We start from the raw sequence: 26,713 nt of genomic DNA, 5'->3' as shown, positions 1-26,713 counted from the left end.
GGCGCCAGGTTTCTAGCCGGCGCCCCAGCCAATTCCTGGAGCCGACTCATCATGGTTAGCATGCTTGGAAAGCGGCATGCGGCGCTGCTGCTGATGCCCGCTTGCCTGCTTTTGCTCGTCTTTTTCCTCTATCCATTGGGCGTCGTCGCGTGGAAAAGTATCTACGCCGACGGTTTCACACTGGCCGCCTATCGGGCCTTGTTTGATGGACCGCTGTTCTCGAAGGTGCTGACAAACACGCTGCGCGTATCGGTGATCGCGACGCTTCTGAGCACCCTGGCCGGCTACTGCATCGCCGTGCATATTGCCCGCCAGAGCGCATCCAAAAGACTGATCTTTCTGACGCTGGTCATGGTGCCGCTGTGGACAAGCGTACTGGTCAAGAGCTTTTCGCTCACCGTTTTGCTGGGCGACCAGGGGCTCGTCAATCAAGCCTTGGTCGCGTTGTTCGGAGAGCAGGCGCGCGTGCAGCTTCTGTTCAATGGAGTCGGCGTGATCATCGGGATGATCAATTACCTGCTGCCCTTCACCGTCTTCCCAATTTTGGCGAGTCTGCTTGCGGTTGATCCGTTGCTGGCGCGCGCAGCCCGCCTCATGGGCGCAGGCCCCATACGCATCTTCTTGCGCATCACGCTGCCGTTGACGATGCCCGGTGTCATGGCCGCAACCTTGATGGCAATGACCCTTTCCCTGGGAATGTTCGTCACCCCGGCCCTATTGGGCGGACGGCAAGACATGATGATGGCGAACCTTGTCGACTTGTACACCCGCCAGATCCTGGACTGGGAAGGCGCCTCCGCGATAGCGATGGTATTGCTGGCAATTTCCGGAGCCTTCATCTTGATGCTGCTCAAAATCCAGAGCGCCAATCCCGCGCAGAAGGAGCACACAGCATGAACGCCAATACTGTCATCCGGATCTTCAGCCGTTGCAGTGTGGCGCTGCCATTGATCATTGCCATTGCGGGATATGTGTTCCTGGTAGGTCCAATCGCGATCATCGTCGCGGCGTCATTGAATGCCGGGCAAGAAATCACCTTTCCGCCCAAAGAATTCTCTTTGGACCTCTACCGCGCCTTCTTTGCAGACCCGGCATGGTGGAAACCGGCGGTGCAGAGCGTGATCGTCGCGCTGCTTACCTCGATGCTTGCGTTGTTGGTGACGCTGCCTGCGGCCTATGCGCTGAACCGCTGCCGATTCAACGGACTGAAGGCCTTAGAGCTGTTCTTCATCAGCCCCATGCTGATCCCAGTGGTCGCGCTGGGACTAGGCGTCTACATCTTCTTCTCTGGAGTGCGTCTGGACAACTCCACGCTGGGATTGGTCATGACGCACAGCACCTTGGTCATGCCCTTCATGTTCATCTCCATCAGCGCAGGCATGCGCCATACCGATCCCACGCTTGAATCCGTGGCGACCTTGATGGGGGCCGGCCCGCTGCGCACGTTTTTCCAAGTGCTCGTTCCCCAGATTCGAACCTCCATTCTGGTCGGGCTGCTGTTCGCCTTCTTGATCTCGTTTGACGAGGTGGTGGTGGCCTACTTCATTACCGGCCCCGAAACCACCACCCTGCCCGTGCGGATGTATAGCGCGTTGCGCTGGGAGGTGTCGCCAGTGCTTACCGCCGTCTCCAGCATGCTGACCATCGCATCGCTTGTTTTTTGTCTTGCCATCCTTGCATTGAAAGAAACCAATTCCAAAGAGCAGCATTGACCATGGCCTATCTAGAAACCCTCGCAACCTCCGTTCCGCCCGTGGCTGACCGCCGGCGCCAGATTGAAAGCGAAGCCCTGCCCAGGAACCTGCACGCGCTTCTCGCGCAAGCCGCGCGCGACAACGGCGATGCAACGCTCTGGAATTTCTTCGAAATCGGGCAGACCATCACGTATGCCGACTGTCTGGCCCAGGTAGAACGTCTTGCCGCTGGGCTGCAAGACATCGGCGTCAAGAAAGGCGATCACGTCGCGGTCATGATGCCCAACGTCCCGGCCATGCCCTTGACCTGGCTGGCGCTGGCCACGCTCGGCGCCGTGATGGTTCCAGTAAATGTGACCTACACGCACCGCGAGGTGACGTATGTGCTGTCCAATAGCGACGCCCAATTCCTGGTTGCGCATGAGTCGATCACACCGCTGATCAACACGCTGTTGACGGAAGCATCTACGGGCATCAACCCGTCGCGGGTGGTGATTGACGGCCACTCGGATGGCTATCTCTCCTGGCAAACACTGGCCGACACGCCGTGGCGAGAACTCGATACGCAGCAGGTTTCCCAGGGCGACCTGCTGAATATTCAGTACACGTCGGGCACCACGGGATTTCCCAAGGGTTGCATGCTGACCCAGGAATACTGGTTGACCAGCGGCAAGGCCAACGCCTTTCGCGATGGCAGAAAGTACCGCAACCTGCTCGCCCCGACGCCGTTCTACTACATGGACCCGCAATGGCTGCTGCTGATGACGATCTATCAGCGTGGCACGTTGTTCGTGGCGAATCGTCAAAGCGCCTCTCGCTTCATGCAGTGGGTAAGAACCTACGAGATCAATTTTTGCCTGCTTCCCTACCTGATCTATAAACAGCCGCCCCACGAAGACGACGGCAAGAACAGCCTGATCCGGGCCAATGTCTATGGCGCGCCCCGCGACCTGCACGCCAAGATCGAGCAACGGTTCGATGTGGTGGCTCGCGAAGCGTTTGGCATGACCGAAGTCGGTCCCGCCATGTTCATGCCTATCGAAGCCACCGACACGGTCGGTTCGGGCTCCTGCGGCGTGCCTTCGCCGTTTCGGGAGTGCAAAGTCATCACCGAAGCCGGAGACGAGGCCCTGCCCGGACAGGTCGGAGAGCTGTGCATTCGCGGCAAAGGCATTTTGCTGGGTTACTACAACAACCCCGCAGCCACGGAAGCGGCGTTCCTGGATGGCTGGTTTCGCACTGGCGACGCATTCATGCGCGATGAACGGGGCTACTTCTATATACAAGGCCGCTACAAGGACATGATTCGTCGCAGCGCCGAGAACATCGCCGCGCGCGAGGTCGAAGCCGTATTGAACGGCTTGACTGAAGTCAGCGAGTCCGCCGCCGTGCCGGTCCCTGATGCCATCCGGGGCGAAGAGGTGAAGGTGTTTGTCGTGTTGCGTGAGGGCGTGCCGGCGGATGACGCCTCACTTCAGAACATTATTGCGGGCTGCCAGGCGAACCTGGCGAAATTCAAGGTGCCGCGGTACTACTCCTTTATCAAAGAGCTTCCAAAAACCGCTTCACTGAAGATCGCCAAAGCCACGCTGCGCGAACGCGCGGCAGACCTTTCCGAACGCACGTATGACCATCAAGCCGGCCAATGGCAGACGGCTAGCGGCGAGGAAAAATCAGCATGAGCGACTTCGACGTAATCATTGTCGGCGGCGGGCACAACGGCTTGGTTTGCGGCGCGTATCTGGCGCGTCAGGGCCATCGCGTGTGCGTGCTGGAACGAAAGCATCAGGTGGGCGGCGCGGTCGTCACTGAAGAATTGTGGCCGGGCTACCGTCTGTCCACTGCGTCGTATCTGATGGCGCTTTTGCAGCCGAAGATCATGCTCGACCTTGAGCTCAAGCGGCACGGTTTGGAAGTGATTCCGCAAACCCCAACGTTTCAGCCGCTGACCGGCGATGCGTCTTTTACGTTTTGGAGTGACCCCGAGAAGCTCAAGCAAGAGATCTCCAAGTTCTCGGTAAAAGACGCGGCCGCCTACCCCGACTACCTGGCGTTCATGAAGGCGGCGGGCGAGCGGGTAAGAGAGCTGCTTTTTCAGGTGCCCATCAACCCCACCTCGTCCTCGCTGCCCAAACTGTTTGAATTGGCACGCTTCGGTTGGCGCAACCGCGCCATGCTGGATCAGGTCTACGACATCTACGATCTGATGACGCTCAGCGCCTATGACTTCCTGGGACGATGGTTTGAGTCCGATGACGTCAAGGCCGTGCTGGGGTTTTACGCGGCGGCCGCAGGCGGCACGATGAGCATGAAATCCGCAGGTTCCGCCTATATTCTTTTGCGCGGATTCCTGCGAGACAACACCACGGCGGCTGGCGGGTCCGGCATCATACGCGGCGGCATGGGTTCCATATCCCAGGCGATCCTGCGCGATGGAACCGAACACGGCATGCAGGTCCGCTGCGACGCCTGCGTCGACGAGATCCTGGTGGAAGGCGGACGCGCGGTAGGCGTACGGCTAACCTCGGGCGATACGCTGCGCGCCCGCGCCGTTGTCAGTAACGCGCCAGCGAAACTGACTTTTCAGCAGATGCTGCGCAACGCTTCGCTGCCAGCACCGTTCTTGCGCGACGTGGCGCAAATCCGTGATCGCGCCACCTCATACAAAGTCCATCTGGCGCTCAATGGCCTGCCGCGCTATCGGCTGTTCGATTCGCAACGCATGGGGTTTGATTACCCCACACTCGTCAAAATCGGCCCCAGCATCGACTACATCGAACGCGCCTATGACGGATCGAAGTACGGGGAATATGCAAAGGAGCCGTGCCTGGCGGTTTTGACCCCTTCGGCCCTGGATGACAGCCTGGCGCCGGCCGGCCATCACGTAATGAGCATCTTCGGATCTCATGCGCCGTACCGCTTGAAAACCGGAGACTGGACGGAGCAAGACCGGCAGGAGCTCTATGAATGCACCATTTCCACACTGGAAACGCATGCGCCGGGCATCCGCGATCTGATCGTCCATCATCAGATCTTGGTCGCGCAAGACTATGAACGGCTGTTCCATCTGCCGGGTGGCCATGTGCATCACGGCGAACTCAGCGCCGACCAGGTCTTTTTCAAGCGTCCCGTAAAGGGTTACGCGGGATATCGCACACCGCTGACTGCCCTCTTCATGTGCGGCGCCTCGACCCATCCTGGCGGTGGCGTGACGGGCGTTCCGGGGCACAACGCCGCAGGCGTGGTCGCCAAGTTTCTAAGCAACCCCCGTTCCAAAGGGTGAACAGCATGGCAATGGTAGATTTCATCGACATCGACAAGCGTTATGGGAATACGGCGGCGCTTGAATCGATCAACCTGAGCGTCGAACGGGGTGAATTCCTGACCTTGCTCGGACCCAGCGGCTCAGGGAAAACGACGCTGTTGAATCTGATCGCCGGCCTGATCAAGCCGACGACGGGAAAGTTGCTGATTGACGGCAAAGACACGGCGAACATCTCGCCGGGCGAGCGGGGCTTGGGGATGGTGTTCCAGAACTACGCCCTGATGCCGCACATGACGGTATTTGAGAACATCGCCTTCCCTTTGCGGGTGCGCCGGGTGCCAGAAGCCCAGATCCGCCAACGCGTGCACGATGTGCTGGAGTTGGTACGCCTGCCCAATGTTGAAAAGCGCAAACCCAAGGAATTGTCCGGGGGCCAGCAACAGCGCGTGTCCTTGGCGCGATGCATTGTCTACAGCCCCTCGCTCATCTTGATGGATGAGCCGCTGGGCGCGCTGGACAAAAAACTCCGCGAACAGATGCAGTTCGAGATCAAGCAGTTGCACGCGACGCTCGGCATCACCATGCTGAACGTAACGCACGATCAGGAAGAAGCCTTGACCCTGTCGGATCGCATCGTGTTGATGAACAACGGCGCGATCGAACAAATAGGCACCCCATCCGAGTTGTACTTTTCTCCGCGCACCGTGTTTGCGGCCGACTTTATCGGCCAAGGCAACTTCTTTGACGCCAAGGTGCTGTCTTCAACCGGTGGGCAGGTAGAAGTGGATGCGGAGGGACTGCGCGTGCGCTGCGGCAAGGCGCCGGCCAATAGCCGGACGGGCGACGCCGCTACCGTGCTCATCCGGCCAGAGAACTTCGTACTGCGCCCGGACACGGCCACGGAGCGGGTCCCTGAAGAAAACGCGATGGGCGCGGAAGTGGTCGACCATTTGATTTTGGGCGGCATCGTCAAACACCGCGTGAAGCTGGCCAGCCGCAAGGAAATCACCGTGCAGCAGTCCAACCACCCCGGCACCCGTTTGTACAACAAGGGCGAGTCCGTACGGCTTTGCTTCTTACCTGAGAGCGCCATTCTCCTGCATAAGCCGGCCATCCAGGGGCAAGCATCATGATGATCGACTTTGCCAGCCGCCCTCCTCTGGCCGAATTCACGGTCAAGACCGCCCATATGGACAACTATCGGCGTATCTACAGCAAAAGCGAGAGCCTGGTGTCCCAGGAAGCCGCTGCGGACGCGCTCCCGGAGTATCTGCGGATGTACGACAGGCTCAACGCGGCGCATGTCGTCTTGAAAGCCAGGGATGCGCAATCGACGTTGGGTTTCAAGATCCCCAACGAAGTCGTGGCCGATTTTTGCCAACAACACGGGCCGCGCTTCATCGGATTCGCCGCCGTGGACCCGCATCGGGGAACACAGGCGCTTGACGAGCTTGAACACGCCATCCGCAATCTGGGTCTGCGCGGTTTGAACGTCCAGGGGTTCGAACATCAGTTGACGATCAGCGATCCCAAATTGATGGCGCTGTACGAGAAATGCGTAGAGCTGGACATACCCGTGAATATCCACTGCGGCATGAATTTTTCGCTCTCAAGCAAGGCCATCTACGGACACCCGCTAGCGCTGGACGAGGTTCTGACCGCGTTCCCCACTTTGCGTGTGTGCGCGTCGCCCCCGGGCTGGCCCTGGATATCCGAGCTGATCGCCATGGCGTGGCGTCACCCCAATCTGTGGATAGGCCTGAGCGCTGTCCGCCCGAAATTGGTTGCCATGTCTGGATCTGGGTACGAACCGCTGCTTCGATACGGGTCGTCCCTGTTAAAGCGCCGGATCATTTTCGGCTCCGGCTACCCAATGATCTCGGTAGAGCGGTCTGTCGGGGAAATCAATGACCTGAATCTGGATGAAGAGATTCGCCACGCATGGCTGTATACGAATGCCAGCGAGTTTCTTCAATTGGCCAAAGGCAAGTCGGAATGATTGTCGGTGTGAGCCGCGACGCAAGTATCGGCACGCACCCGAGCCTTTTTTATCCAACGCGATTTTTCATCAAAACTATCGCCTCTCCAACCAACTTACCGTCGCGGAATCGCTGGTTCTTCGTCAGATAGCCGTCGGTCGTCAGTTGATACCCGGTCACGAAAACGGATTGACGAACGTTGCCGCCGATCGCCAGCGCAACCTCATCACCCACCGCTACGACAATATCTGAATGGCTGGGCGTTCCTGGGTTTTTTGATGCATTCAGGTACTGCTCGAACGAGTAGGGTTTCTCCCGCCAACTGCCAATGATGTCGCCCACCTGCGGCTTGTCCTGCGCGATACGAACACCCCAGAAAGGCGCAGACGTATCCATGCTCGCGCCTTTCTTGATGGCGTCCCACATGTAGCGCGCGTGGCCAACAGACTCTTTGAACGCCTTGTATTCTGGAATTGTCTTCGCCGCATTGCGCACCATGAGCGAGATGGCCACGGCGGACCACGGGTAATCCGTATCCTGACCGCTCAGATTCTCGCCCAGCGCCATCCACATTTCATGGATATAGGTGCTGTATGGCTCATCGGTCTCTTCGCCCTTGCCCTTGTCGAATCGCAGCCACTGCTCCACCGCCGCGGCCACAAGCACCTCGCGTGCCCTCGTCGCCGGCTCTCGTAGCGTGGGCTGCTTGGCTTTGGTCCACTTGAATTTCGAGTCCGGCAGGCCATCAACGGAATAACCGTCCGCCGCCTCGCCCGCCATTTCCGTTTGAACGTGCCGCCATCCCTGCGGCCCATCTCCCAGATCTTCGATGCTCTGGCCCAGGGTCAGGCTGCCGATTGGCGTGTTGTCCTCGGTACTGGGCTGGGACCGCAGGTTGACAGCCTCGACATTGACGAAACGCTTCATGGGACGCTCCTTGGGCTCAATCGGGCAATGATGTGCAAGCCAAGGTACGTGAAATATCGTTAGACATCTGCCCGCCTTTTGCATGACAGACGATGGGCGTAGATACCATCCATTCGCCCACAAAATCGGGTCGTAGCCACGGCCCGGCAAGGCTCTGGCTAAACACTAAGAATAGGGGCAGCCAAGGCTGCCCCTATTTTTGCTAGACCGGCCGTCTGAAGCAGACCACCTTGCTCACCAGTTTTTGCACGGCCTCGCCGCGCTGATTCGACGTAATGCTCTCCACCACCACAATGCCGCGATCCGGCTTGGACCGCGATGGCGTGATGCTCAAAATCGTGCTGGCAACGCTCAACGTATCGCCCGGGCGCGTCGGCTGGGTCCAGCTGATCTCGGCGCCCGCGCCTATGACGCCATTGGCCAAGGTCAGGCTTTGAACCAGCAACCGCATGGTGATCGCAACGGTATGCCAACCGCTGGCAGCCAACCCTTGAAAGAACGAGTCCTTCGCGGCGTCGGCGTCCAGGTGGAACGGCTGCGGATCGAATTGCGACGCGAATTGAATGATCTGGTCGCTATCAAGCTGATATGACTCGCTGGTGAAAACGTCTCCAACCGTCAGGTCTTCCAGATAAAGGGGCGTCGGGCTGGTTGATGACTGCATGCTGCGCTCTCCTGGGCGGCGCCGCTGCAAGGATGTGTGCGACGCGCTGCCGTCAGATTATGTTCATAAACTTCGGGCGGCACAACGGGCCCGGCCACGGTGCGCAACCGCTGCTTGACAAGCCCCGCCCCGCCGCCAGAACATACACCGATCCACCCGGGGAGCTTCGCCAAGAAGCTGAGACTCCGCTAGCGCCGGCCAAGCCGATGCAGCGCGGTGACCCGTTGAACCTGATCCAGGTAACGCTGGCGTAGGGACGGTGCCGATTTCATGAAGGCCGTACCCGGTCTGGCCGCTCATGCTCTCGCGCCCTGCCTGCGCTGGATTCCGCACGACAAGGAGTTCTCGGCATGGCGCAAACCACCCAAGACCATACCGCCCTGGCCCGGGCGTCTCAAGACCTGTACGCCGCCGTCCGCCATGACGCGCCGCTGGTACAGTGCCTGACCAATTTCGTGTCCATGAACATCGCCGCCAACGTGTTGCTGGCGATGGGCGCTTCACCAGCAATGGTGCATGCGGCAGAGGAAGCACCGGAATTCGCCCGGATTTCCGGCGCGGTCGTGATCAACATCGGGACGCTGTCGGCGCCCTGGCTGGAAAGCATGCTGCTGACCGCAGCATCCGCGCGTCAGGCAGGCGTGCCCTGGATACTGGACCCCGTCGCCCACCACGCCACCGCGTTCCGGCGCGATGCCGTGGGGCGGCTGCTGGCCTTGCGGCCCGACATCGTCCGGGCCAATGCGTCAGAGATCATTGCGCTGGCTGGCGGCCAAAGCGCTGGCAAGGGCGTAGATGCGCGGGACGCCGTCGCCCAGGCCGAGCAGTCGGCGGACCAGATCGCCGCTACACATCAAACAGTCGTGGCTGTCACGGGCGAAACTGACTACGTCACCGACGGCAAGCGCGCCGTGCGCATCACGGGCGGGTCGCCGCTGATGCCGCGTGTCACGGCCACAGGGTGTGCGCTGACGGCGCTTGTGGGCGCCTTCGCCGCCGTATCTAAGGGTGATCCTTACACCGCTGCGGTCGCCGCCCTGTCCTGCTTCGGGATCGCGGGCAAACGCGCCGATGTGCTGGCGGATGGCCCGGGGTCGTTTGCGTGGCGATTCCTGGACGCCTTGGCCGCGTTGGAACACGACTGCCTGACCACGGAATCGCCGTTGCGCTAGCGCGTATTACCCACATTTAAAACAGCGCGTTCCGAGCGCCCGCCACAAGCGAGCGGAATAACGTTCGCCTTCTCGATTCCCTAGGACGCACGTCAACGCGTTGCGAGCTCGACGTTCGCTTTGCGGGGAAGATGGGTCTTTAGATCGGTCAGTCGATATCACCAATTTCAGTGATATGAATAAACGTACCTTATTGATACGCTCCGTAACCCCAAAGATCTCCGGGTCCGGAGTTCGCGGTTTTTCAATTGATCCAGCTAGGAAACGTTATGAAGGTTCGGCAATTTGCAGTTGCGGCGTTGGCGTGTTTACCCATGATTGCTTCCGCTGCGGACGTCGTGTTCGTGAATCAATCCTCCTGGGAAATTCACGAGATCTATTTCTCGCCCGCGAAACAAAAGAGTTGGGGAGAAGACCACCTCGACAAGGAAGTGCTCAACAAAGGAGATTCCCTCACCCTGACGGGCGTGACCAAGGGAAAGTGGGACGTCCAAGTGGTAGATGAAGATGGCGACAAATGCGTGCTTGAGGATGTGAATATCGACGGCACGGACAAATGGGTGATCACGGATAAAGAATTGTTGGCCTGTCAAGCCGCGAGCTGACGTCTACGGAGATCCAACCATGCCGCCTCACGGCGGCATCCGCCTTTCCGCTTGTATCCAAAACCATGCCCCCCGGGCAATTCAAGCGTGGCCCCCTACTACTTCAGGTCCAGCTAAAGGCATCGAGCGCCTATTTTCTCTTTCCGACAGTAGCCGCGCGCACGCCCGCGCACGCCTAGCGGTAATACACGCAAATCCGCTTGCCGCCGATATCATGCACATCAATCGGCAATTCATACAGCTGGCTCAACACCTCGGGCCGGATCAATTCCGCAGGCGGGCCTTGATGCGCAATCTTCCCCTGCCGCATAGCCACGATGCGATCCGCATAACACGACGCAAAATTGATGTCGTGCAACACCAGCACCACCGTCTTGCCCAGCTCATCCGCCGCGCGGCGCAAGGTGCCCATCATGGCCACGGCATGTTTCATGTCCAGGCTGTTCAATGGTTCGTCCAGCAACACATAACGCGTGTCCTGGCACAACACCATGGCGACAAAGGCGCGCTGGCGCTGGCCGCCGGACATCTCATCCAGATAGCGGTCTGCCAGCGGCTCCAGATTCAGGTAGGCGATGGCACGGTCGATATGGGCCTTGTCATCCATCGTCAACCGTCCGCCCGTATGCGGATAGCGGCCAAACGCGACCAGATCCTTCACCGTCAGCCGCAATGGCAGATGATTGTCTTGGCGCAGGATCGACAAGCGGCGCGCCAGTTCACGGCTGTCGGCGCGCGTCACGTCCAGGCCGTCCACCAGCACCTGGCCGGCTGACATCGGCAGCAAACGGCTGACCATCGACAGCAAGGTCGATTTACCTGCGCCATTGGGCCCGATGATGGCGGTAACGCCGCCAGCCGGCAGGCTCAGGCTGACGTCATCGATCACGACGCTATCGCCGTATTGCTTGCTGACTTGTTGAATTTCTATCATCGGTGCCCCTTGCGCAAGATCAGGACGAGGAACATCACTCCCCCTATGAATTCAATCACCACGCTGACCGTGGTGTTCAGACCCAGCACCCGTTCCAGCAGCGTCTGGCCGCCCACCAGGAAGATCACGCTTAACAAGGTGGCGGCGGGAATGGTGTACCTATGCTTGTCCGATCCCATGGCCTGATAAGCCAGGTTGCTGACCAGCAAGCCAAAAAACGTCACCGGACCGACCAGCGCCGTGGATACCGACACCAGCACCGCGATTGCCGCAAGCGTCAACATCAGACTGCGGCGGTAGTCCACACCCAGATTCACGGCGATCTCGCGGCCCAGTGCCAGCACATCGTAGCGGCGGCGCATGCGCCAGATCAGCAGGCTGGCCGCGCATACCGCCACCAGTGCAATGGGCAACAACGACACACGCACGGAATTGAAGCTGGCAAACATCCGGTCCTGCAACACCAGGAACTCGTTGGGATCAATCAGCCGCACCACAAAACTGGACAGGCTGCGAAACAGCAGGCCAAAGATAATGCCCACCAGCATCATCAAATGCAGACTGCGCACCGCGTCTGAAAACAACCAGCGGAACAGCAGGCAAGCAAACGCCGTCATGGCGAAAACTTCCAGCAGAAACGCCGCAACTGGATGGCTCGCAGCCGCCGCAGCCTGACCAAAGCCAAACACCACCACCGCTTGAATCAACAGATACAGCGCATCAAAGCCCATGATCGCGGGCGTCAGGATGCGGTTGTGCGTGATGGTCTGAAACAGCACTGAAGACACGGCCACGGCATAGGAGACCAGCAGCATGGCTGCCAATTTGCCTCCGCGAAAGGGAATCACGAATGACCATTGGCCGTTGGCGCCCAGTGTCATGAATGCTGTCACGCAAGCCAATGCGGCAATACCCAGCCACAGCAGGCGGATGGTTTGCGGGGCGCGTGGCGCCCGGGCGGAAAGCAGGGACTCAGCCAAGGCGATTCCTTCGTGTGCGCAGCAGCCACAAGAACAGGATGCTGCCCAACACGCCAACCACCGTGCCGATAGGAATTTCGTAGGGATAAATCACCAGGCGGCCGATGATGTCGCAGGCCAGGACGAAGATACCGCCTAGCGCCGCGACCCACGGAATCGAGCGGCGCATGTTGTCGCCCAGCACCAGGCTCACTGCATTCGGCACGATCAAGCCCAGAAAGGGAATGCCGCCCGCCGTCACGACCACGACGGCGGAAATCGCGGATACGATCAGCAATCCGACGAGCGTCAGCCGTGCATGATTCAAACCCAGGTTGGAGGCAAATTCGCGGCCCATGCCCGCCACGGTGTAGCGGTCAGCGGCTGCGTAGGCCGCACAGGCCAGACCGAACCCGATCCACAACAATTCATAGCGGCCGCGCAGAACCCCGGAAAAGTCGCCCGTGGTCCACGCGTGCAGCGATTGCAGCAGATCAAAGCGATACGCCACAAAAGTCGTCACGGCGTGGATCACGCCGCCCAGTATCAAACCAATCAGCGGCACGATGAACGGCGTGCGCAAAGGCACGCGGCGCAGCAGCGCCAGAAACAGCAAGGTGCCTGCCAGCGCAAAAGCCGTGGCGGTCAGCATCTTGCCGATCACCGGGGTGTCGGGCGCCAGCAAGGTGATCACCAGGATACCCAGCGTGGCGGATTCGACGGTGCCGGCCGTCGTGGGTTCCACATACCGGTTACGCACCAGCATCTGCATGATCAGCCCCGCCACGGCCAGCGACATGCCGGCCAGCAGCAAGGCCAGCGTGCGCGGCACGCGGCTGACCATGAGCAGGCGCCAGGCGCGCTCAGCGTCTTCGCCCCCGCCCCACAACGCCGCCCATGACATCTGGCCTGCGCCCAGACTGATGCTGGCCGCGCACAGCAGCAACAGCACTAACAAGACCGCAGCCAGCCCGCCCCACCCGCAGATCGCTTGCCGCCAATTCACCGGCGGCCCTCACGCATTTCACTCATGCCGCTTACTTTCCTTCAGTCAACGCCGCAGCAATGTCATCCACGTTCTGCTGCATCGAGGTCAGGCCGGCGCTGCCCAGCAGATACCAGTTAAAGCCATTCAGATACACGACACGTTTGTTTTTCCAAGCCTTGGTCGGGCGCACCAGCTCGTTGTCCAGCATGCGCTGGGCCGACACGCCTTCGCGGCCGATCGCAGCGTCGCGGTCAATCACGAACAGCCAGTCGGGATCGGTCTGAGCAATGAACTCGAATGAAATCGCCTGACCGTGATTGGAAACGTTCAAGCCCGTTGCGGCCGGTTTGACGCCGAAGGCATCGTGGATCACGCCAAAACGTGAACCGGGACCATAGGCGCTCATTTTTCCGCCGGTCGTCAGCACGATCAGCGCAGAGCCTGCGTTTGCCGCCTTGCCTTGCAACGCCGAGATCGACGTGCGCAGCGCATCCAGCTTTTGCTTGGCCTCGGCCTGCTTGCCGTAAATGGCAGCCAGCGTGCCAGCATTTCGCGCCACGCTGCCCACAAGGTCCTTCGGGTCAACGGTAAGGTCGATGGTGGGCGCCAGCTTGGACAGTTCGTCGTACTTGGGCGCGGAGCGGCCCGCCACGAAGATCACCTGCGGCGCGGCCGCGTGGATGACCTCGTAGTTGGGTTCGAACAAGGTACCCACTTTCAGGTAGCGCGCGTCCGCATACTGGCTCAGTTGCGGCGGCCACTTGGCTACCGTCGGCACGCCCGAGGCTTCTATGCCCAGCGCTTGCATCGTATCCAACACCGCCAGGTCCATCACAACGGTCTTCGCCGGAGTCACCGGCACGGCGGTTTCGCCGCGCACATGCTTGACCGGCGCCGTCTGAGCGGCACAGACGGCCGTGGCCGCGCCCAGGACCAGCGCGGCCCCAGTCTGAATCAGCCAGCGGCGGGCGGGTCCCAGAGTTTGCTGCTTCGTCATATTCTCTCCAAGAGGTTGCGGGCGCCTTGCGGCGCCCTGTCATGCTTAGAACTTCACGCCCACGCCCAGCCAGTAGCGGCGGCCGTCTTCAACGTATTCGTAGTCGTCATAGGTCACCTGCTTGTCGAACAGGTTGTAGATGCCGGCATAAACCGACACCGTCTTGTTCACCGCGTACGAGCCGCCCAGGTCCACAAAGGTGTAGGACGGGGCAATCACCGACGAGGAAGACGCGCCGGTAATGGGCTGGCTTTCCTTGCCGCGGTAGTTCACGCGGGCCCACGCTTGCAGCGCGTCAGAGGCCTGCCAATTCACGGTGGTGGTGAACAGATGCTTGGGCAGCTGATTCAAGGGCTGGCCCTTGTACTGGCCGGACTTCTGCTCCGACTTGGTGAACGTGTAGCTGGTGGTCAGGGACCAGTCACGGGCAAGCGGCAGCTTCAAGTTGGCTTCGACGCCGCGCGACACAGCCTTGTCCACGTTCATGTAGGTCGTGGGGTTGGAACCGAACTGGTTCGGGCCTTCCGTGCACTGACTCAGCGGGCAAGCCACGCGAGTGATCTTGTCTTTGAAATCGTTGTTGAAGACGGTCAGGCCGGCATTGAACCCTTCACCGTCGTCATACAGAATGCCGATTTCCTCGGTGACCGACTTCTCGGGCGTCAGGTCCGGGTTGCCGTACATATTGCCGCCGCGGCTGACCTGGCCCCAACCTGCCACCGTCTGGCGCAGATCCGGCGCACGGAAGCCCGTGGAGACACCGCCCTTCAAGGTCCAGCGGTCGGCCAGATGCCACACGCCATACAGACGCGGGCTGAAGTGCGTGCCGAAGTTCTCGTCGTCATCCATGCGCAGGCCCGCCGTAAGCGCAAAGCTCTCGGTCAGACGCCACTCGTCTTCGGCGAACAAGGCCCATTGATAACGGTCCACCTTGCTGGGGCCGCCCGCCAGCTGATTGCCCGTCTGATCATTCAGGCGTTGGCTCAGGTAGTTGCCGCCCAAGGTCAGCATGTGCGAACCCAGGGGCATGGTCCAACTAGTTTGCAGCTCCAGATTTTTAACCTTCATCTGGCGCGAACGATTGTCGAACTCTTCTTGCTGCACATAGCTGTCCGACACGGCCCAGCCCCAGCGGCCGGTGTGCGACAGCGCCCATTTATTACTGCGGTAATCGGTCTCGGACGTGGCCGGGCAACCGTTGCGCGAGCAGGCCTCGCCCGGCGCCAGGGGCGCTACCGTCTTGCCCAGCGTGTTCTGGTATTTCTGGCGCATCGTGGTGCCTTCCAGCACGATGTCGTGGTCACGATTTGGCGTCAACGCCAGCTTGGCGGTCACGCTGTTCGCATTGCGCTTGCGGAAACCGTTGTAGATATTGTCTTCATCGCGCTGCGTAGCCTGGCCGTAGATCTGCAAGCCCAGCAGGTCGGTCTTGATCGGACCGGCCAGATAGAAGTTGCCTTGATAGATATCGCCCGATTTATTGCTTTCCTGGATCGTCGTATCCATGCGGATCTCGCCGCCCCATTCGGTGGGCACTTTGCGCGTAATGATGTTGATCACACCGCCCATGGCATCCGAACCGTACAACGACGACATCGGCCCGCGTACCACTTCGATGCGTTCAATGGCCGACAGCGGAGGCGTCCAGCCGCCCTCAACGCCACTCGAATCCGAGTTGGTACGGGTCTCGCGCGAGGTTTGGCGCTTGCCGTCGATCAAGATCAGCGTGTACTGCGGGCCCATGCCGCGCAGACTGATGTCCTGGCGGTCAGCGCCGCCTGTGATGATCACGCCAGGCACTTCCAGCAGCGCATCGTTCACATCGCGGTAGAACTTCTTATCCAGATCTTCGCGGGTAATGACGCTGATGGACGCCGGCGCATCCTTGATCTCCTGCTCGAAGCCGCTGGCGGTCACCACTACCGTGTCCAGCGTCTTGGCGACGTCCGCGCTTTGCGCCCAGACAGCCATCGGGCTCATCCCAAAACCCGCGGCGCACAGGGCCGCAGCCAACTGTGTACGCGAGGCCAAACCGCGCCGGCCCAGGGCCAGATCTTTGCTGCTCATGATTCCGCTTTCTCCCGTGCCAACCCGTGCCGCACCCTGCGTGCGCACTGGGTTCGCCCTCTCATTTCTTAATGAAAACTATTCTCATATTAGAATTGAGCCTGTCGGAGCCCGGCAATCGCCTTTCCGCAACTTTTATCTTCTTCGCACTTCTTGACACTTCGGCTGGTGGCCATACGCCACACTACCGGGTGCGGGACACATTACACGGATGCCTTTTTCTCAATCAGTGGTTACGCGGCGCATCTTGCTGATCGACGATGACGTCGAGCTGGCGCAGATGCTGCGCGAATACCTCGAACCAAATCAGTGCCTGCTCACACTGGCGCACACCGGCGCGCAAGGGCTTGCCCTGCTTGCTCGGGACGACTACGACCTGGTGTTGCTGGATCTGATGCTGCCGGACGGCAGCGGGCTGGATCTGCTCAAGCACTACCGCGTGCGATCGCGCCGCCCAGTCATCATGTTCACGGCCCATGGCGGCGAGACCGACCGCGTGCTGGGGCTGGAGTTCGGCGCAGACGACTATCTGGCCAAGCCTTTCAGCCCACGCGAACTCAAAGCGCGTATCACTGCGGTCATGCGGCGCTTTGAAGAAGTGCCCGACACCGGCAAGCCCTGCCTGTCGCTGGGACCTATCTCGCTGGACCCGGCCACTGGACTCGTGCGCCTGGGCGCCGAAGAAATCCCGCTGACCGGGGCAGAGCAGCGCGTACTGGAAATCCTGATGCGCGCCCCCGGCCAGGTCATCGCCCGCGAGCAGATCGGCATGTACGCGCTGGGCCGCCGGCCAGAACGCTATGACCGCAGCATCGACACCCACATCAGCACCTTGCGTAAAAAACTGCGGCTGGACCACACCTCCGGCACGCTGTCCATCCGCAACCTGCGTGGCTTGGGGTATGTGCTGGCAGGCGCGGACTGATGCATTGGCTGCTGCCCACCCGTTCGCTCTATTGGCGCGCCTTCCTGACCTTTTGGGCCGCGATGGCCATCATCCTGGTGTGCGGCATGCTGTTCACCGCGACCGTCGCCTGGTATCGCATCAACTCGCTAGACGGGCTGAATCCCGCCAGCCTCACGCATGATGCCGCGCAGGTTGCCCGCAACCATGGCAAAGAAGGCCTGGAGCGTTGGGTTCAAGCCATGGACGGCCGCTATTCCGCATTGAAGATCTACATCCTGGACACGCAAGACAGAGAAATTCTGGGCCGCACGCTCCCTGCCCGCATGCACGACTGGCTTGGAGCATATCGCGCCGCGTCTGATCGCTCCCAGCAAGCCGACTACCAGTTGCCCGACCCGGCGGGCGTGCGAGTGTCCTGGTGGCAGCCGCAGTTGCTGACGCTGCCGGATGACACCGAACTGCTGATGTTGTTTCTGCCTTTTGACTCGTCGCATTGGGAAGTGCTGGGCTTGTCCCCCGTGGCGCTGGCGTTGCTGCTTTTCGCCTTGGCGGTCACTGCCCCATTTTGTTGGGCGTTGACGCGCCATGTGACCGCACCCCTGACGCAACTGCGGCAAACCACGCATGCACTGGCAGCGGGCCACCTGGATGCCCACACGCCTCCTAAATTGACACGGCGCAAAGACGAATTGGGCTTATTGGCCAGGGACTTCAACGCCATGGCAGACCGCCTGAAGGCCGTGGTCGACACCCGCGAACAATTGCTGCACAACATTGCCCACGAACTGCGATCGCCGCTGGCGCGGCTGCGGCTGGCATCCGAACTGGCCCGCCGCAAAGACGAACGCCAAGACGTGCAACTGGACCGCATCGAACGCGAATGCGAACGGTTGGACGCCTTGGTCGGCAGCACGCTTCGGCTTGCCCGCATGGGCGCCCTGCCCGCCCCCACGGATACGCTAGACCTGACTGATGTCGTTACCGCCGTGGTGGAAGATGCCCGCTATGAAGCCAGCGGCAAGCATCTGGATATTCTGTGGGAAAGCCCGGCGGCCGTTCATCTCATTGGCGACCGCGACAGCCTGGCAAGCGCCATCGAAAATGTGTTGCGCAACGCAGTACGCTTTGCGCCTGCGCACAGCGCAATACGAGTCCGGCTGACCAACGGCGAAGCAGAAGCAATTCTGGACATCACGGATGCCGGGCCGGGCGTGTCCGCCGAAGAATTGAAATCGCTGTTCGAACCGTTCTATCGCGCCGCCTCTGGTTTGGCCACGTCCGGTAGCGGCGCCGGCCTGGGCCTGTCGATCGCGCAAGCCGCCATCACCGCACACCACGGCCGGATTTCCGCGCGCAACGTATCGCCCAAAGGCCTGAGCGTTCGGATGCAATTGCCGCGCCCTCAAGCCTGAAAAAAAAGGCTCCGCGCATGGCGGAGCCTCATTCATCCAAAGCGTCCGGAATAACGCCGGACGCTTGTACAACGGCTTAGAAAGTGATGTTCGCCGACACCCACAAACGGCGGCCTTCCAGCACCTGCCGATACGAGTTTGCCCAGTTCGCATTCGAAGCCGGGGTGGTCGTGCCGACCTTGGTCGGGCCATAGTTCACGAAGTTCTTGTCGAACAGGTTGAACACCGAGGCTGACAGGGTCACGTTCTTGCTGACGACATACGAGCCGCCCATGCTGGCCAGCCAGTACGGGTTGTAGAACACCTGCTCTTTTTCCCAGTTCATATCGTTGAACTGCTTGGCGCGATATTCGCCGCGGACCCAGGCATTGAACTGGTCATTGATGCGCCAATTCAGTCCCAGGTTCAGGGAGTGGCGGGGTTGCGAACCCAAGGGCTGGCCTTCCTTGGCGCCAGAGGTCACTTCGCTTGCGGTCAGGGTGTAGTTGCCGTTGAACGATACGCCGCCATACAGCGGAATGCGGCCACCCAGTTCAAAGCCTTGAATCGTGGCGGTATCGATGTTCACGCGCTGCGAAAAGTTCGCCACAGGAATACCGTTACGTTCCCACACGCCCAAGTCCAGGCAACCTGCGGCCGGGCCGCCCGCCGCCAGGCAGTTCGGCACGTTTTGGCTGTCGATCTTGTCCTTGAACTTTGTATGGAATGCGGTCAGGTTGCCCGACAGGCCCTCGCCGTCATCAAACAGCAGCCCCAGTTCAGACGACGTGCTGCTTTCCGGCTTGAGCTGCGAATTGCCCAGCAGCGGAATGGTGCCCTGCCCGCCCAATCCAATAATGCCGTCGGTCATCAGGTTGATGTCGGGCGTCTTGTAGCCCTTGCTGACGCCGCCCTTGACGGTCCACATTGGCGTGGCATTCCACACCAGGTAGCCTCGCGGGCTCCACTTGCCGCCAAATTGCTCGTTGCGGTCATACCGCGCGCCAGCCGTCAGCGCCAGGTCATCGACAATGCGCCATTCGTCTTCGGCAAACAACGCCCATTGATATTGGCGCTGGTCCAGCGGCGCGGACACCAGCGTGTCCTTGAACTTTTGTTCACGCCATTGGCCGCCCACGGTCAGGTTGTGACGGTCATTGAACAAGGGCTTCGTCCACTTGGTGTCGAACACCCAGTTGTCGTATTCCAGATCGCGCTTTTCGCCGTCGCCGGGCCGGCGTGGCGCGTTCATCGGGTTGGTGCGCCCGATGGTCTCCGTCGTGTCATACACCAGGCTGGAATCGGAACTCAGGCCGCTGCCGTAGCGGCCCAGGTGCGTCAACGCATACCGTTGACGGTTGAATTTCATTTCGGGATCGTACCCTCCGCCCTGACGGTTCGGCGCAATGCTGCTGTTCAGCGTGCCGAGTTCACCGTTGGCGTTGTCGTACGTCTGCCAGTTGCTGTCCACATCGAACAGAATGTCGTGATTGCGGTTGGGCGTGAGCGCCAGGCGCAGGCCCACGTTCTGCTGCTTGCTGTCGCCCAGCCCACTGAAGCTGGCGATATCGCCGGTGTATTTACCGCTGTTGTATTCCGCCTGATTGACCGGATAGTCACCGTTGGCGCTCAGGCGGCGGTAATGGCCGCCCCGCAGAGTCAGGCCCAGCTTGTCAGTCTTCAGCGGGCCGCTCAGATAGAACGCCGCGCCATAGTTATTGCCGTAGGTGTTGTCGCCTTGCGCTGTGCCGTCCAGCGTGATCTGCCCCGTCCACTCCTGGCTGACTTTACGGGTAATGATGTTGATCACACCGCCCATGGCATCTGAACCGTAGAGGGTGGACATCGGACCGCGCACGACTTCAATACGCTCGATGGCGGCCATAGGCGGAATGAAGTTGGTGTCCACATCGCCAAAACCGTTGGGGCGCGCGCCCGAGCTGTTCTGGTTCAAGCGCTTGCCGTCCACCAGCACCAGCGTGTAGTCGCTGGGCAGTCCGCGGATGCTGATGTTCATGCCACCCGCCTTGCCGCCCCGCTCTACCGACACGCCTTCCACGTCTGCCACCGCGTCGGCCAGGTTATGGAAGGGCTTGGTTTCCAACTGTTCGCGCGTGATGACCGAGATGGAGGCCGGTGCGTTCTTGATGTCTTGCTCGAAACCGGCGGCAGTTACGACGACGGTGTCCATCTGCGCAACACCCATCGTGTCTTCCAGCGCTCCAGCCTTCTGCTGCGCCTGGGCCGTACCGGCCGCAGCCAGCGCCAAGGCGAGCGGCAACAAGCGCAAAGTCATAGGTTGTGACGGACGAGCGCCCCCGGAGCCTTTCAAGCGTTTGTGTGTAGACATAGGGAATCAAATATAGAAACCGCCCGAGCAGGCGGCGCGCTGCGCGCTGTTGGTTTTCTAGGGAACGCCAATGATAGGTATTCCCATTATTTGATTCAACTTTTTGTCAGTATTTATTCAGACTTTTGACAGTTTTGATAAAAATCTTATAAATATGACGCATCCACGCGACAACTCCCGTTATCGCGCGGTCTAAAACCAGGGACGGACTTTCAGTCGGCGTCAGCCAGAATGGCGGCCGGCAGGCGCGGCAGCACACGCATGGCGTTAGCGGTTGTGGCATGCGCCACCTGAGCGGGCGTGATGCCGCGCAGCTCCGCCAGCACCTGAGCGATGCGGGCCAGCTCGCCCGGACGGTTGCGGCGTTCTGGCGGATGCAGCCAAGCGGGGGGAATATCAGGCGCGTCAGTTTCCAGCACCAGGTGGGCCAGATCGACCTCTACCGCGTGACGCCGGATCTGCAAGGCGCGCTCATAGGTCATGGCGCCGCCCATGCCCAGCGCAAAACCGTGGTCAATGAACGCCTGCGCTTGCTGCGCGCTGCCGTTAAAGGCGTGCGCAATGCCGCCAATCCGGGAATGCCGGCGCAGATATTTCAACAGGATGTCTTGCGATTTGCGCACGTGCAGCAACACGGGCAGATGGAACTCGGCGGCCAATGCCAGCTGAGCCGCATAGAAGTGCTCTTGGCGTTCGCGCGGCTCGCCGGAAGCAATCTCGGGCACAAAGAAGTCCAGGCCGATTTCGCCTATGGCGACAAAACGCGGATCGACCAGCGCGTGCCGGACGGCCTCGCGCAGCGCGTCCAGGTCAGAGTCGTCGGCGCGCTGCACGTACAAGGGATGGATGCCCAGCGCATAGGCGCCGCCGTCGACTTGGCCAGCGATTTCACGCACGATGGAAAAATTCGCGCGTTCGACGGCCGGTATCACAATGGCCTGGACGCCCGCCTCATAGGCATGGTCTGCCACCTGCTGGCGGTCAGCATCGAACTCAGCGGCGTCCAGATGGCAGTGGGTATCGATCAGCATGGGTGCGGGCTCCTTGCCAGGATTATCCACCCGCAACGCTTAACCGGATACCAGGCGGCCGTTTTCCATCAGTAATTGACGATCCGCGCGGCCGGCCAGTTCGGGATCGTGGGTCACGATGGCGAACGCGGTGCCCGACTCTTGATTGACCCGGGTCAGCAGTTCAAACATCTTGTGCGCGGTGTTCCGGTCCAGGTTGCCCGTAGGCTCGTCGGCCAGCACACACACCGGCCGCGTCACCAGCGCACGCGCCAGCGCCACTCGCTGCCGTTCACCGCCCGACAACTGGCCAGGAAAGTGATCTTGGCGGGCAGCCAGGCCAACCAGAGCCAGGACTTCGCGCGCGGCTTCGCGGGCCTTGTCGCGGTTCTCGCGGCGCACGATCAGCGGCATGGCCACATTGTCCAGCGCCGAAAACTCGGCCAGCAGATGGTGAAACTGGTAAACAAAGCCCAGGCTGCTATTACGCACCGCGCTCTTTTTGGCTTCGGACAGCCCGACAGCCAATTGGCCATCGACGGAAACGGAACCGCTCGTCGGCACATCAAGCAGGCCCAGGATATGCAGCAAGGTGCTCTTGCCCGATCCCGACGCTCCCACAATCGCAACCATTTCACCGCGCGCCACCGACAGGGTGACGTTGCTCAACACTTCAATTCGGGCCGGGCCTTCGTCATAAACCTTGACGATATTGTCGGCCTGCAGCGCGGGGGTCAGGGAATCAATCATGGCGCAGCACCTGTGCGGGTTGCAGACGCGAGGCGCGCCAGCTGGGATACAGCGTCGCCAGCAGCGACAGCACAAGAGAGGTCAGGCCGATGGTGACGATATCGCCAATTTGCGGATCAGACGGCAAGGCGCTGATGAAATAGACTTCACGCGGCAAGAAGTGCACGCCCAGCAGACGTTCAATAAACGGCACGATGACGTCAACGTTATAGGCAATGACAATGCCGCCTGCGACGCCCAACAAGGTGCCGATCACGCCAATCAACGCGCCCTGCACCAGGAAGATTCGGGCGACTTCACCCGGACCCGCGCCCAGCGTGCGCAGAATGGCAATGTCAGACTGCTTGTCTTTCACGGCCATGACCAGCGACGACAACAGGTTGAACGCCGCCACCGCCACGATCAACGCCAGAATCAGGAACATCATGCGCTTTTCGGTCTGCACGGCCGCAAACCAGGTGCGGTTATTGCGCGACCAGTCGCTGGCCATCACATAAGGCGGCAGCACGCTTTTCAGTTCGTTCGCGACTTCCGGCGCCTTCTGCATGTCGGCAATGCGCAAACGCACACCGGCCGTGCCGCTTTCGCGGAACACGCGGGCCGCGTCTTCATTGTCGACAAATGCCAGCGACGAATCGTACTCATAGTGGCCGGACGAGAACACGCCCACCACAGTGAACTGGCGCATACGCGGCGCGAAACCAGCGGGGCTGATCGAGCCTTGCGGCGCCATCATCAGCAGCGTGTCGCCCAGCTTCACGCCCAGGCCATCGGCCAGTTCATTGCCCAGCACCACGCCGAAACCGCCCGGTTTCAGGTCGGTCAGCTTGCCCGACACCATCTGGCGCGGCAGGTCCGAGACATTGCCTTCCGTGGCGGGGTCGATGCCTCGCACCTGCACGCCGCGCAGCGCCTGGCCACGCACCAGCATTCCCTGCGCCGCCACGAAGGGCGCGCCCGCCTTGACTTCAGGGTTCTGCTTGGCGGCATCGGAAAACTGCTGCCATTGCTCCAGCACCCGTTCCGGCAAGGCGCCAGGAATATAGAGTTCAATGTGCGGCAACACGGACAACATACGGTCGCGCACTTCTTTTTGAAACCCGTTCATTACTGACAGCACCACGATCAGGGCGGCGACGCCCAGCGCGATGCCGGCCATGGAACTGGCGGCAATGAACGAGATGAAACGATCGCGGCGCCCGCGTCGCTGGCGGATTCGGGCCAACCCGGCATAGCGGGCGCCTATCCAGAGTTCGTAGGGTATTTTCAGCACGTGCGCATTATGGCATTAACGGCTTGTAAATCGCGCCGCGAATGTGCGGTTCCACGACCAGGCGTATCAACCTATGGCAGTTGGCGGCGCCGCTTAGTTCCCCGGTCCGGCGCGGACTACAATCCCCGCCATGCTGATCGTCATTCCGGGCGGCTTGCCCGCCCTTCCTGTTGCCGCCGAACTGGCCAAACTGCTGCCAGAACGCGCGCCCACGCTGCACGGCTGGCTGAAAGCCGCCACTGCGCGCCCCGCCCCCTTCGACCTGCGGGCGCACGGCTGTACCGCCTTTGAGTCCTGGCAGTTAAGCCGCGCCGGCTACACGCCGGAAGCCGGCCTGCTGCAAGGCGCTGGGCTTGGACCACTGCTGGCAGCGGATCACGCCGCTGGCAGCGATGCCGTCTGGCTGGCCGAACTGGTGCACTTGGCCCTGGGCGCTGACCAGGCCAATCTGCTCGACCCATCCATGATGGATCTGCGCGCCGAAGAATCCGCCGCGCTATTGGATACCGCCCGCCCGCTGTTCGAGGACACGGGCTTTGCGGTGGATGAGCTGTCGCCGCAGCGCTGGCGCTTGCGTCTGCCCGCCGGGCTGCGCCCCCAGACCGCGTCGCCGACGGCCGTTGCCGGTCAGCGTTTGAATGAGTGGTGGCGCCAAGACACCGAAACCCGCCCTTGGCGCCGCCTGCTGAACGAAATCCAGATGGCGTGGCATGAACACCCCGTCAACGACGCCCGCGCCGAACGTGGCCTGCCGCCTGTCAACGCGCTGTGGTTATATGGCGGCGGCACCCCCTGGACTGCCGCCCCGGCCGGCCCGGAACTCGTACTGACCGGGTTGGACGTCCCGCAACGAGCGGGCGACTGGTCAGCCTGGCTGGACGCGCTGGCGGAATTGGACGCGCAGCATCTGCGCCCCCTTGCCGGCAACAAGGGCCTGCCCGGCACGCCGACTGAACTCCTGCTGCTGGGCGACGACCGCACGGCCGCCCTTACCCTGAAACCGCGCGGGGGCCTGCTTGGCTTGCTCCCCGCGCCCAAGAAAAACTGGAGCGCCTGGTGGTCACACCCCGCTTAACCATCCGCTCGGCCGACCTGGCCGCCTGCCACGTCCTGGAAGCCTCGGGCATTCATCCTTTGCTGGCTCGCCTGTGGGCCGCCCGTGGCGTGACGCACCCTGAACAGACCAAGCTCGCCTGGCCTTCGCTGCTGCCGCCTGCTGGCCTGACCCATTCGGCGCATGCCGCTGGCGTCCTGGCCGATGCCTTGCAGGCTGGCAAGAAAATGCTGATCGTGGCCGACTATGACTGTGACGGCGCCACCGCCTGCGCGGTCGGCCTGCGCGCGTTGTCCGCCATGGGCGCCGACGTCGATTTCCTGGTGCCCAACCGGTTCGAAACCGGCTATGGCCTGTCGCCCGCCGTGGTGGATCTGGCCGTCAAGCATCGCAGCGGCAAACCCGACATCATCATCACCGTCGATAACGGTATCGCCAGCGTGGACGGGGTCGCCGCCGCCAACGCAGCCGGCATCGGCGTGGTCATCACCGATCACCACTTGCCGGGCGACACCCTGCCCGACGCGCTGGCCATCGTGAACCCCAACCAGCCCGGTTGCGGATTTCCGTCCAAAAACCTGGCCGGTGTGGGCGTCATTTTCTACATGATGCTGGCCCTGCGCGCCGAGTTGCGCCGCCGCGGCGTCTACCCGGCCGACGGCGGACCCCGCCTGGACGCGCTGTCGGATCTGGTGGCGCTGGGAACGGTGGCCGACGTGGTCAAGCTTGACGCCAACAATCGCCTGCTCGTGACGCAAGGCCTGCTGCGCATGCGCAGCGGCCGGCTGCAACCGGGTCTGCGGGCGCTGTTCGCCGTAGCCGGCCGCGAGCCGCGCTCGGCCAATGGTTTCGATCTGGGCTTCGCGCTGGGTCCCCGCATCAACGCGGCGGGCCGGCTTGCCGACATGAGCCTGGGCATTGCCTGCCTGACCACCGACGACGAAGCCCAGGCGCTGGAAATGGCGCGCGAGCTGGATAACATCAACCGCGAACGCCGCACCATTGAAGCCGAGATGCGCGAGCAGGCGCTGGCCGCCATGGAAGAACCCAATGCTGCATCGGGCGCGACCGTCTGCGTGTTCGATCCGGGCTGGCACCAAGGCGTGGTGGGACTCGTCGCCTCGCGCCTGAAAGAGAAATTCTGGCGCCCGACCCTGGCCTTTGCGCCGGCCGGCGACGACGAGATCCGCGGGTCCGGCCGCTCCATCCCCGACGTGCATTTGCGCGACGCGCTTGATCTGGTCTCCAAACGTCACCCCAACCTGATCCGCAAATTCGGCGGCCATGCGATGGCAGCTGGCCTGACCCTGGGCCGAGAAGATTTTCCTGCCTTCGCCCCGGCATTCGACGCCGCCGTGCGCGAACTGACCGGACGCGATACGTTCGAACCCGTCATCGAGACGGATGGTTCACTGGAAACGGGATACGCCAACGCCGAGGTAGCGGGCATGTTGCAGCAACAGGTATGGGGCGCAGGCTTTGCCGCGCCGCTGTTCCTGGACGAGTTCACCGTACGCAGCCAACGTCTGGTTGGCGAAAAGCACCTGAAACTGTCGCTGGAACGCGGTCAACAGCGCTTTGACGCAATCTGGTTCGGCCACGACCAGTCCCTGCCCGACCACATCCAGGCGGCCTACCGTCTGGAGCAAAACGTCTGGAACGGCATGGTGTCGGTGCAACTGGTGATTGAACACGCGGCGTAATACTGCCGGTGTGAGGCACTGCCG

23 protein-coding genes and 1 riboswitch are annotated in these 26,713 nt (G+C 61.3%); of the genes, 12 read left to right on the top strand and 11 right to left on the bottom strand.

Going from position 1 to position 26,713, the window contains the following annotated elements; translation table 11 throughout:
- The first annotated feature begins 51 nt into the window (after nucleotides 1-51).
- The 6 genes from RAS12_RS03575 to RAS12_RS03550 are packed head-to-tail and all read left to right on the top strand — an operon-like array spanning nucleotide 52 to nucleotide 6,958.
- Nucleotides 52-897: an ABC transporter permease gene (locus tag RAS12_RS03575; protein WP_306945193.1), complete on the top strand. Its 846-nt coding sequence runs from the start codon at nucleotides 52-54 to the stop codon at nucleotides 895-897.
- Complete coding sequence (locus tag RAS12_RS03570; RefSeq protein ID WP_306945191.1) at nucleotides 894-1,712, top strand: ABC transporter permease; 819 nt, start codon at nucleotides 894-896, stop codon at nucleotides 1,710-1,712. Before RAS12_RS03575 ends, RAS12_RS03570 begins: the two co-directional genes overlap by 4 nt.
- 2 nt (nucleotides 1,713-1,714) lie before the next feature.
- Nucleotides 1,715-3,376, top strand: a complete 1,662-nt coding sequence (locus RAS12_RS03565) for a class I adenylate-forming enzyme family protein (RefSeq protein ID WP_306945189.1) — start codon at nucleotides 1,715-1,717, stop codon at nucleotides 3,374-3,376.
- Nucleotides 3,373-4,977: a phytoene desaturase family protein gene (locus tag RAS12_RS03560; RefSeq protein ID WP_306945187.1), complete on the top strand. Its 1,605-nt coding sequence runs from the start codon at nucleotides 3,373-3,375 to the stop codon at nucleotides 4,975-4,977. The genes RAS12_RS03565 and RAS12_RS03560 overlap by 4 nt, the downstream gene beginning before the upstream one ends.
- 5 nt (nucleotides 4,978-4,982) lie before the next feature.
- Entirely contained in the window at nucleotides 4,983-6,092 is a 1,110-nt protein-coding gene (locus RAS12_RS03555) for an ABC transporter ATP-binding protein (protein ID WP_306945184.1), read from the top strand.
- Nucleotides 6,089-6,958: an amidohydrolase family protein gene (locus RAS12_RS03550; protein WP_306945181.1), complete on the top strand. Its 870-nt coding sequence runs from the start codon at nucleotides 6,089-6,091 to the stop codon at nucleotides 6,956-6,958. The genes RAS12_RS03555 and RAS12_RS03550 overlap by 4 nt, the downstream gene beginning before the upstream one ends.
- A 49-nt stretch (nucleotides 6,959-7,007) precedes the next feature.
- Here the strand turns inward: RAS12_RS03550 and RAS12_RS03545 are convergent, their stop codons facing one another.
- Both RAS12_RS03545 and RAS12_RS03540 read right to left on the bottom strand, forming a co-directional pair.
- Nucleotides 7,008-7,865, bottom strand: coding sequence for a DUF2272 domain-containing protein (locus RAS12_RS03545; RefSeq protein WP_306945179.1), 858 nt, complete (start codon nucleotides 7,863-7,865; stop codon nucleotides 7,008-7,010).
- 202 nt (nucleotides 7,866-8,067) lie between these two features.
- A complete protein-coding gene (locus RAS12_RS03540) occupies nucleotides 8,068-8,529 on the bottom strand; it encodes a MaoC family dehydratase (RefSeq protein WP_306945177.1) in 462 nt (153 codons plus the stop codon).
- 147 nt (nucleotides 8,530-8,676) lie between these two features.
- Nucleotides 8,677-8,804: riboswitch (TPP riboswitch) on the top strand.
- Nucleotides 8,805-8,879: 75 nt separating this feature from the next.
- Here RAS12_RS03540 and thiM point away from each other — a divergent pair.
- Both thiM and RAS12_RS03530 read left to right on the top strand, forming a co-directional pair.
- Nucleotides 8,880-9,701, top strand: a complete 822-nt coding sequence (gene thiM / locus RAS12_RS03535) for a hydroxyethylthiazole kinase (RefSeq protein ID WP_306945175.1) — start codon at nucleotides 8,880-8,882, stop codon at nucleotides 9,699-9,701.
- A gap of 269 nt (nucleotides 9,702-9,970) precedes the next feature.
- Entirely contained in the window at nucleotides 9,971-10,306 is a 336-nt protein-coding gene (locus RAS12_RS03530; protein WP_306945173.1) for a hypothetical protein, read from the top strand.
- Nucleotides 10,307-10,481: 175 nt separating this feature from the next.
- Here RAS12_RS03530 and RAS12_RS03525 read toward each other — a convergent pair whose 3' ends face one another.
- From RAS12_RS03525 to RAS12_RS03505, 5 genes are read right to left on the bottom strand one after another with little or no spacing between them, the layout of a single operon-like run.
- Complete coding sequence (locus RAS12_RS03525; protein ID WP_306945170.1) at nucleotides 10,482-11,240, bottom strand: iron ABC transporter ATP-binding protein; 759 nt, start codon at nucleotides 11,238-11,240, stop codon at nucleotides 10,482-10,484.
- A complete protein-coding gene (locus tag RAS12_RS03520; RefSeq protein ID WP_306945168.1) occupies nucleotides 11,237-12,220 on the bottom strand; it encodes an iron chelate uptake ABC transporter family permease subunit in 984 nt (327 codons plus the stop codon). The genes RAS12_RS03525 and RAS12_RS03520 overlap by 4 nt, the downstream gene beginning before the upstream one ends.
- The gene (locus tag RAS12_RS03515; RefSeq protein ID WP_306945165.1) at nucleotides 12,213-13,205 is read right to left on the bottom strand and encodes an ABC transporter permease; all 993 of its coding nucleotides are present in this window, start codon (nucleotides 13,203-13,205) and stop codon (nucleotides 12,213-12,215) included. Before RAS12_RS03515 ends, RAS12_RS03520 begins: the two co-directional genes overlap by 8 nt.
- A gap of 31 nt (nucleotides 13,206-13,236) precedes the next feature.
- Nucleotides 13,237-14,184, bottom strand: a complete 948-nt coding sequence (locus RAS12_RS03510; RefSeq protein ID WP_306945163.1) for a siderophore ABC transporter substrate-binding protein — start codon at nucleotides 14,182-14,184, stop codon at nucleotides 13,237-13,239.
- 45 nt (nucleotides 14,185-14,229) lie between these two features.
- Nucleotides 14,230-16,251 carry a ligand-gated channel protein gene (locus RAS12_RS03505; protein WP_306945161.1) on the bottom strand — a complete coding sequence of 674 codons (2,022 nt, stop codon included), beginning with the start codon at nucleotides 16,249-16,251 and terminating at the stop codon, nucleotides 14,230-14,232.
- A gap of 211 nt (nucleotides 16,252-16,462) precedes the next feature.
- On the opposite strand from RAS12_RS03505, the gene RAS12_RS03500 reads away from it, so the two are divergent.
- Both RAS12_RS03500 and RAS12_RS03495 read left to right on the top strand, forming a co-directional pair.
- Entirely contained in the window at nucleotides 16,463-17,176 is a 714-nt protein-coding gene (locus RAS12_RS03500) for a response regulator transcription factor (protein WP_306945159.1), read from the top strand.
- A complete protein-coding gene (locus RAS12_RS03495; RefSeq protein ID WP_306945157.1) occupies nucleotides 17,176-18,570 on the top strand; it encodes a sensor histidine kinase in 1,395 nt (464 codons plus the stop codon). The genes RAS12_RS03500 and RAS12_RS03495 overlap by 1 nt, the downstream gene beginning before the upstream one ends.
- 76 nt (nucleotides 18,571-18,646) lie before the next feature.
- Here the strand turns inward: RAS12_RS03495 and RAS12_RS03490 are convergent, their stop codons facing one another.
- From RAS12_RS03490 to RAS12_RS03475, 4 genes are all read right to left on the bottom strand, one after another.
- On the bottom strand, nucleotides 18,647-20,899 hold the full coding sequence (locus RAS12_RS03490) for a TonB-dependent receptor domain-containing protein (RefSeq protein ID WP_306945155.1): 2,253 nt from the start codon (nucleotides 20,897-20,899) through the stop codon (nucleotides 18,647-18,649).
- A gap of 212 nt (nucleotides 20,900-21,111) precedes the next feature.
- Nucleotides 21,112-21,930 (bottom strand): TatD family hydrolase, encoded by an 819-nt coding sequence (locus RAS12_RS03485; RefSeq protein WP_306945153.1) that lies wholly within the window; start codon nucleotides 21,928-21,930, stop codon nucleotides 21,112-21,114.
- 39 nt (nucleotides 21,931-21,969) lie between these two features.
- Nucleotides 21,970-22,659: an ABC transporter ATP-binding protein gene (locus RAS12_RS03480; protein WP_306945151.1), complete on the bottom strand. Its 690-nt coding sequence runs from the start codon at nucleotides 22,657-22,659 to the stop codon at nucleotides 21,970-21,972.
- Entirely contained in the window at nucleotides 22,652-23,884 is a 1,233-nt protein-coding gene (locus RAS12_RS03475) for a lipoprotein-releasing ABC transporter permease subunit (protein WP_306951292.1), read from the bottom strand. Before RAS12_RS03475 ends, RAS12_RS03480 begins: the two co-directional genes overlap by 8 nt.
- A 178-nt stretch (nucleotides 23,885-24,062) precedes the next feature.
- On the opposite strand from RAS12_RS03475, the gene RAS12_RS03470 reads away from it, so the two are divergent.
- Nucleotides 24,063-25,007 (top strand): hypothetical protein, encoded by a 945-nt coding sequence (locus RAS12_RS03470; RefSeq protein WP_306945149.1) that lies wholly within the window; start codon nucleotides 24,063-24,065, stop codon nucleotides 25,005-25,007.
- Complete coding sequence (recJ, locus tag RAS12_RS03465; RefSeq protein WP_306945147.1) at nucleotides 24,989-26,689, top strand: single-stranded-DNA-specific exonuclease RecJ; 1,701 nt, start codon at nucleotides 24,989-24,991, stop codon at nucleotides 26,687-26,689. The genes RAS12_RS03470 and recJ overlap by 19 nt, the downstream gene beginning before the upstream one ends.
- The last annotated feature ends 24 nt before the right edge of the window (nucleotides 26,690-26,713 follow it).

Origin of the sequence: Achromobacter seleniivolatilans, assembly GCF_030864005.1 — a bacterium.
In the GTDB taxonomy this organism is placed as follows: Bacteria; Pseudomonadota; Gammaproteobacteria; order Burkholderiales; family Burkholderiaceae_B; genus Achromobacter; species Achromobacter seleniivolatilans.
This window is presented reverse-complemented; position numbering and strand designations above follow the sequence as displayed.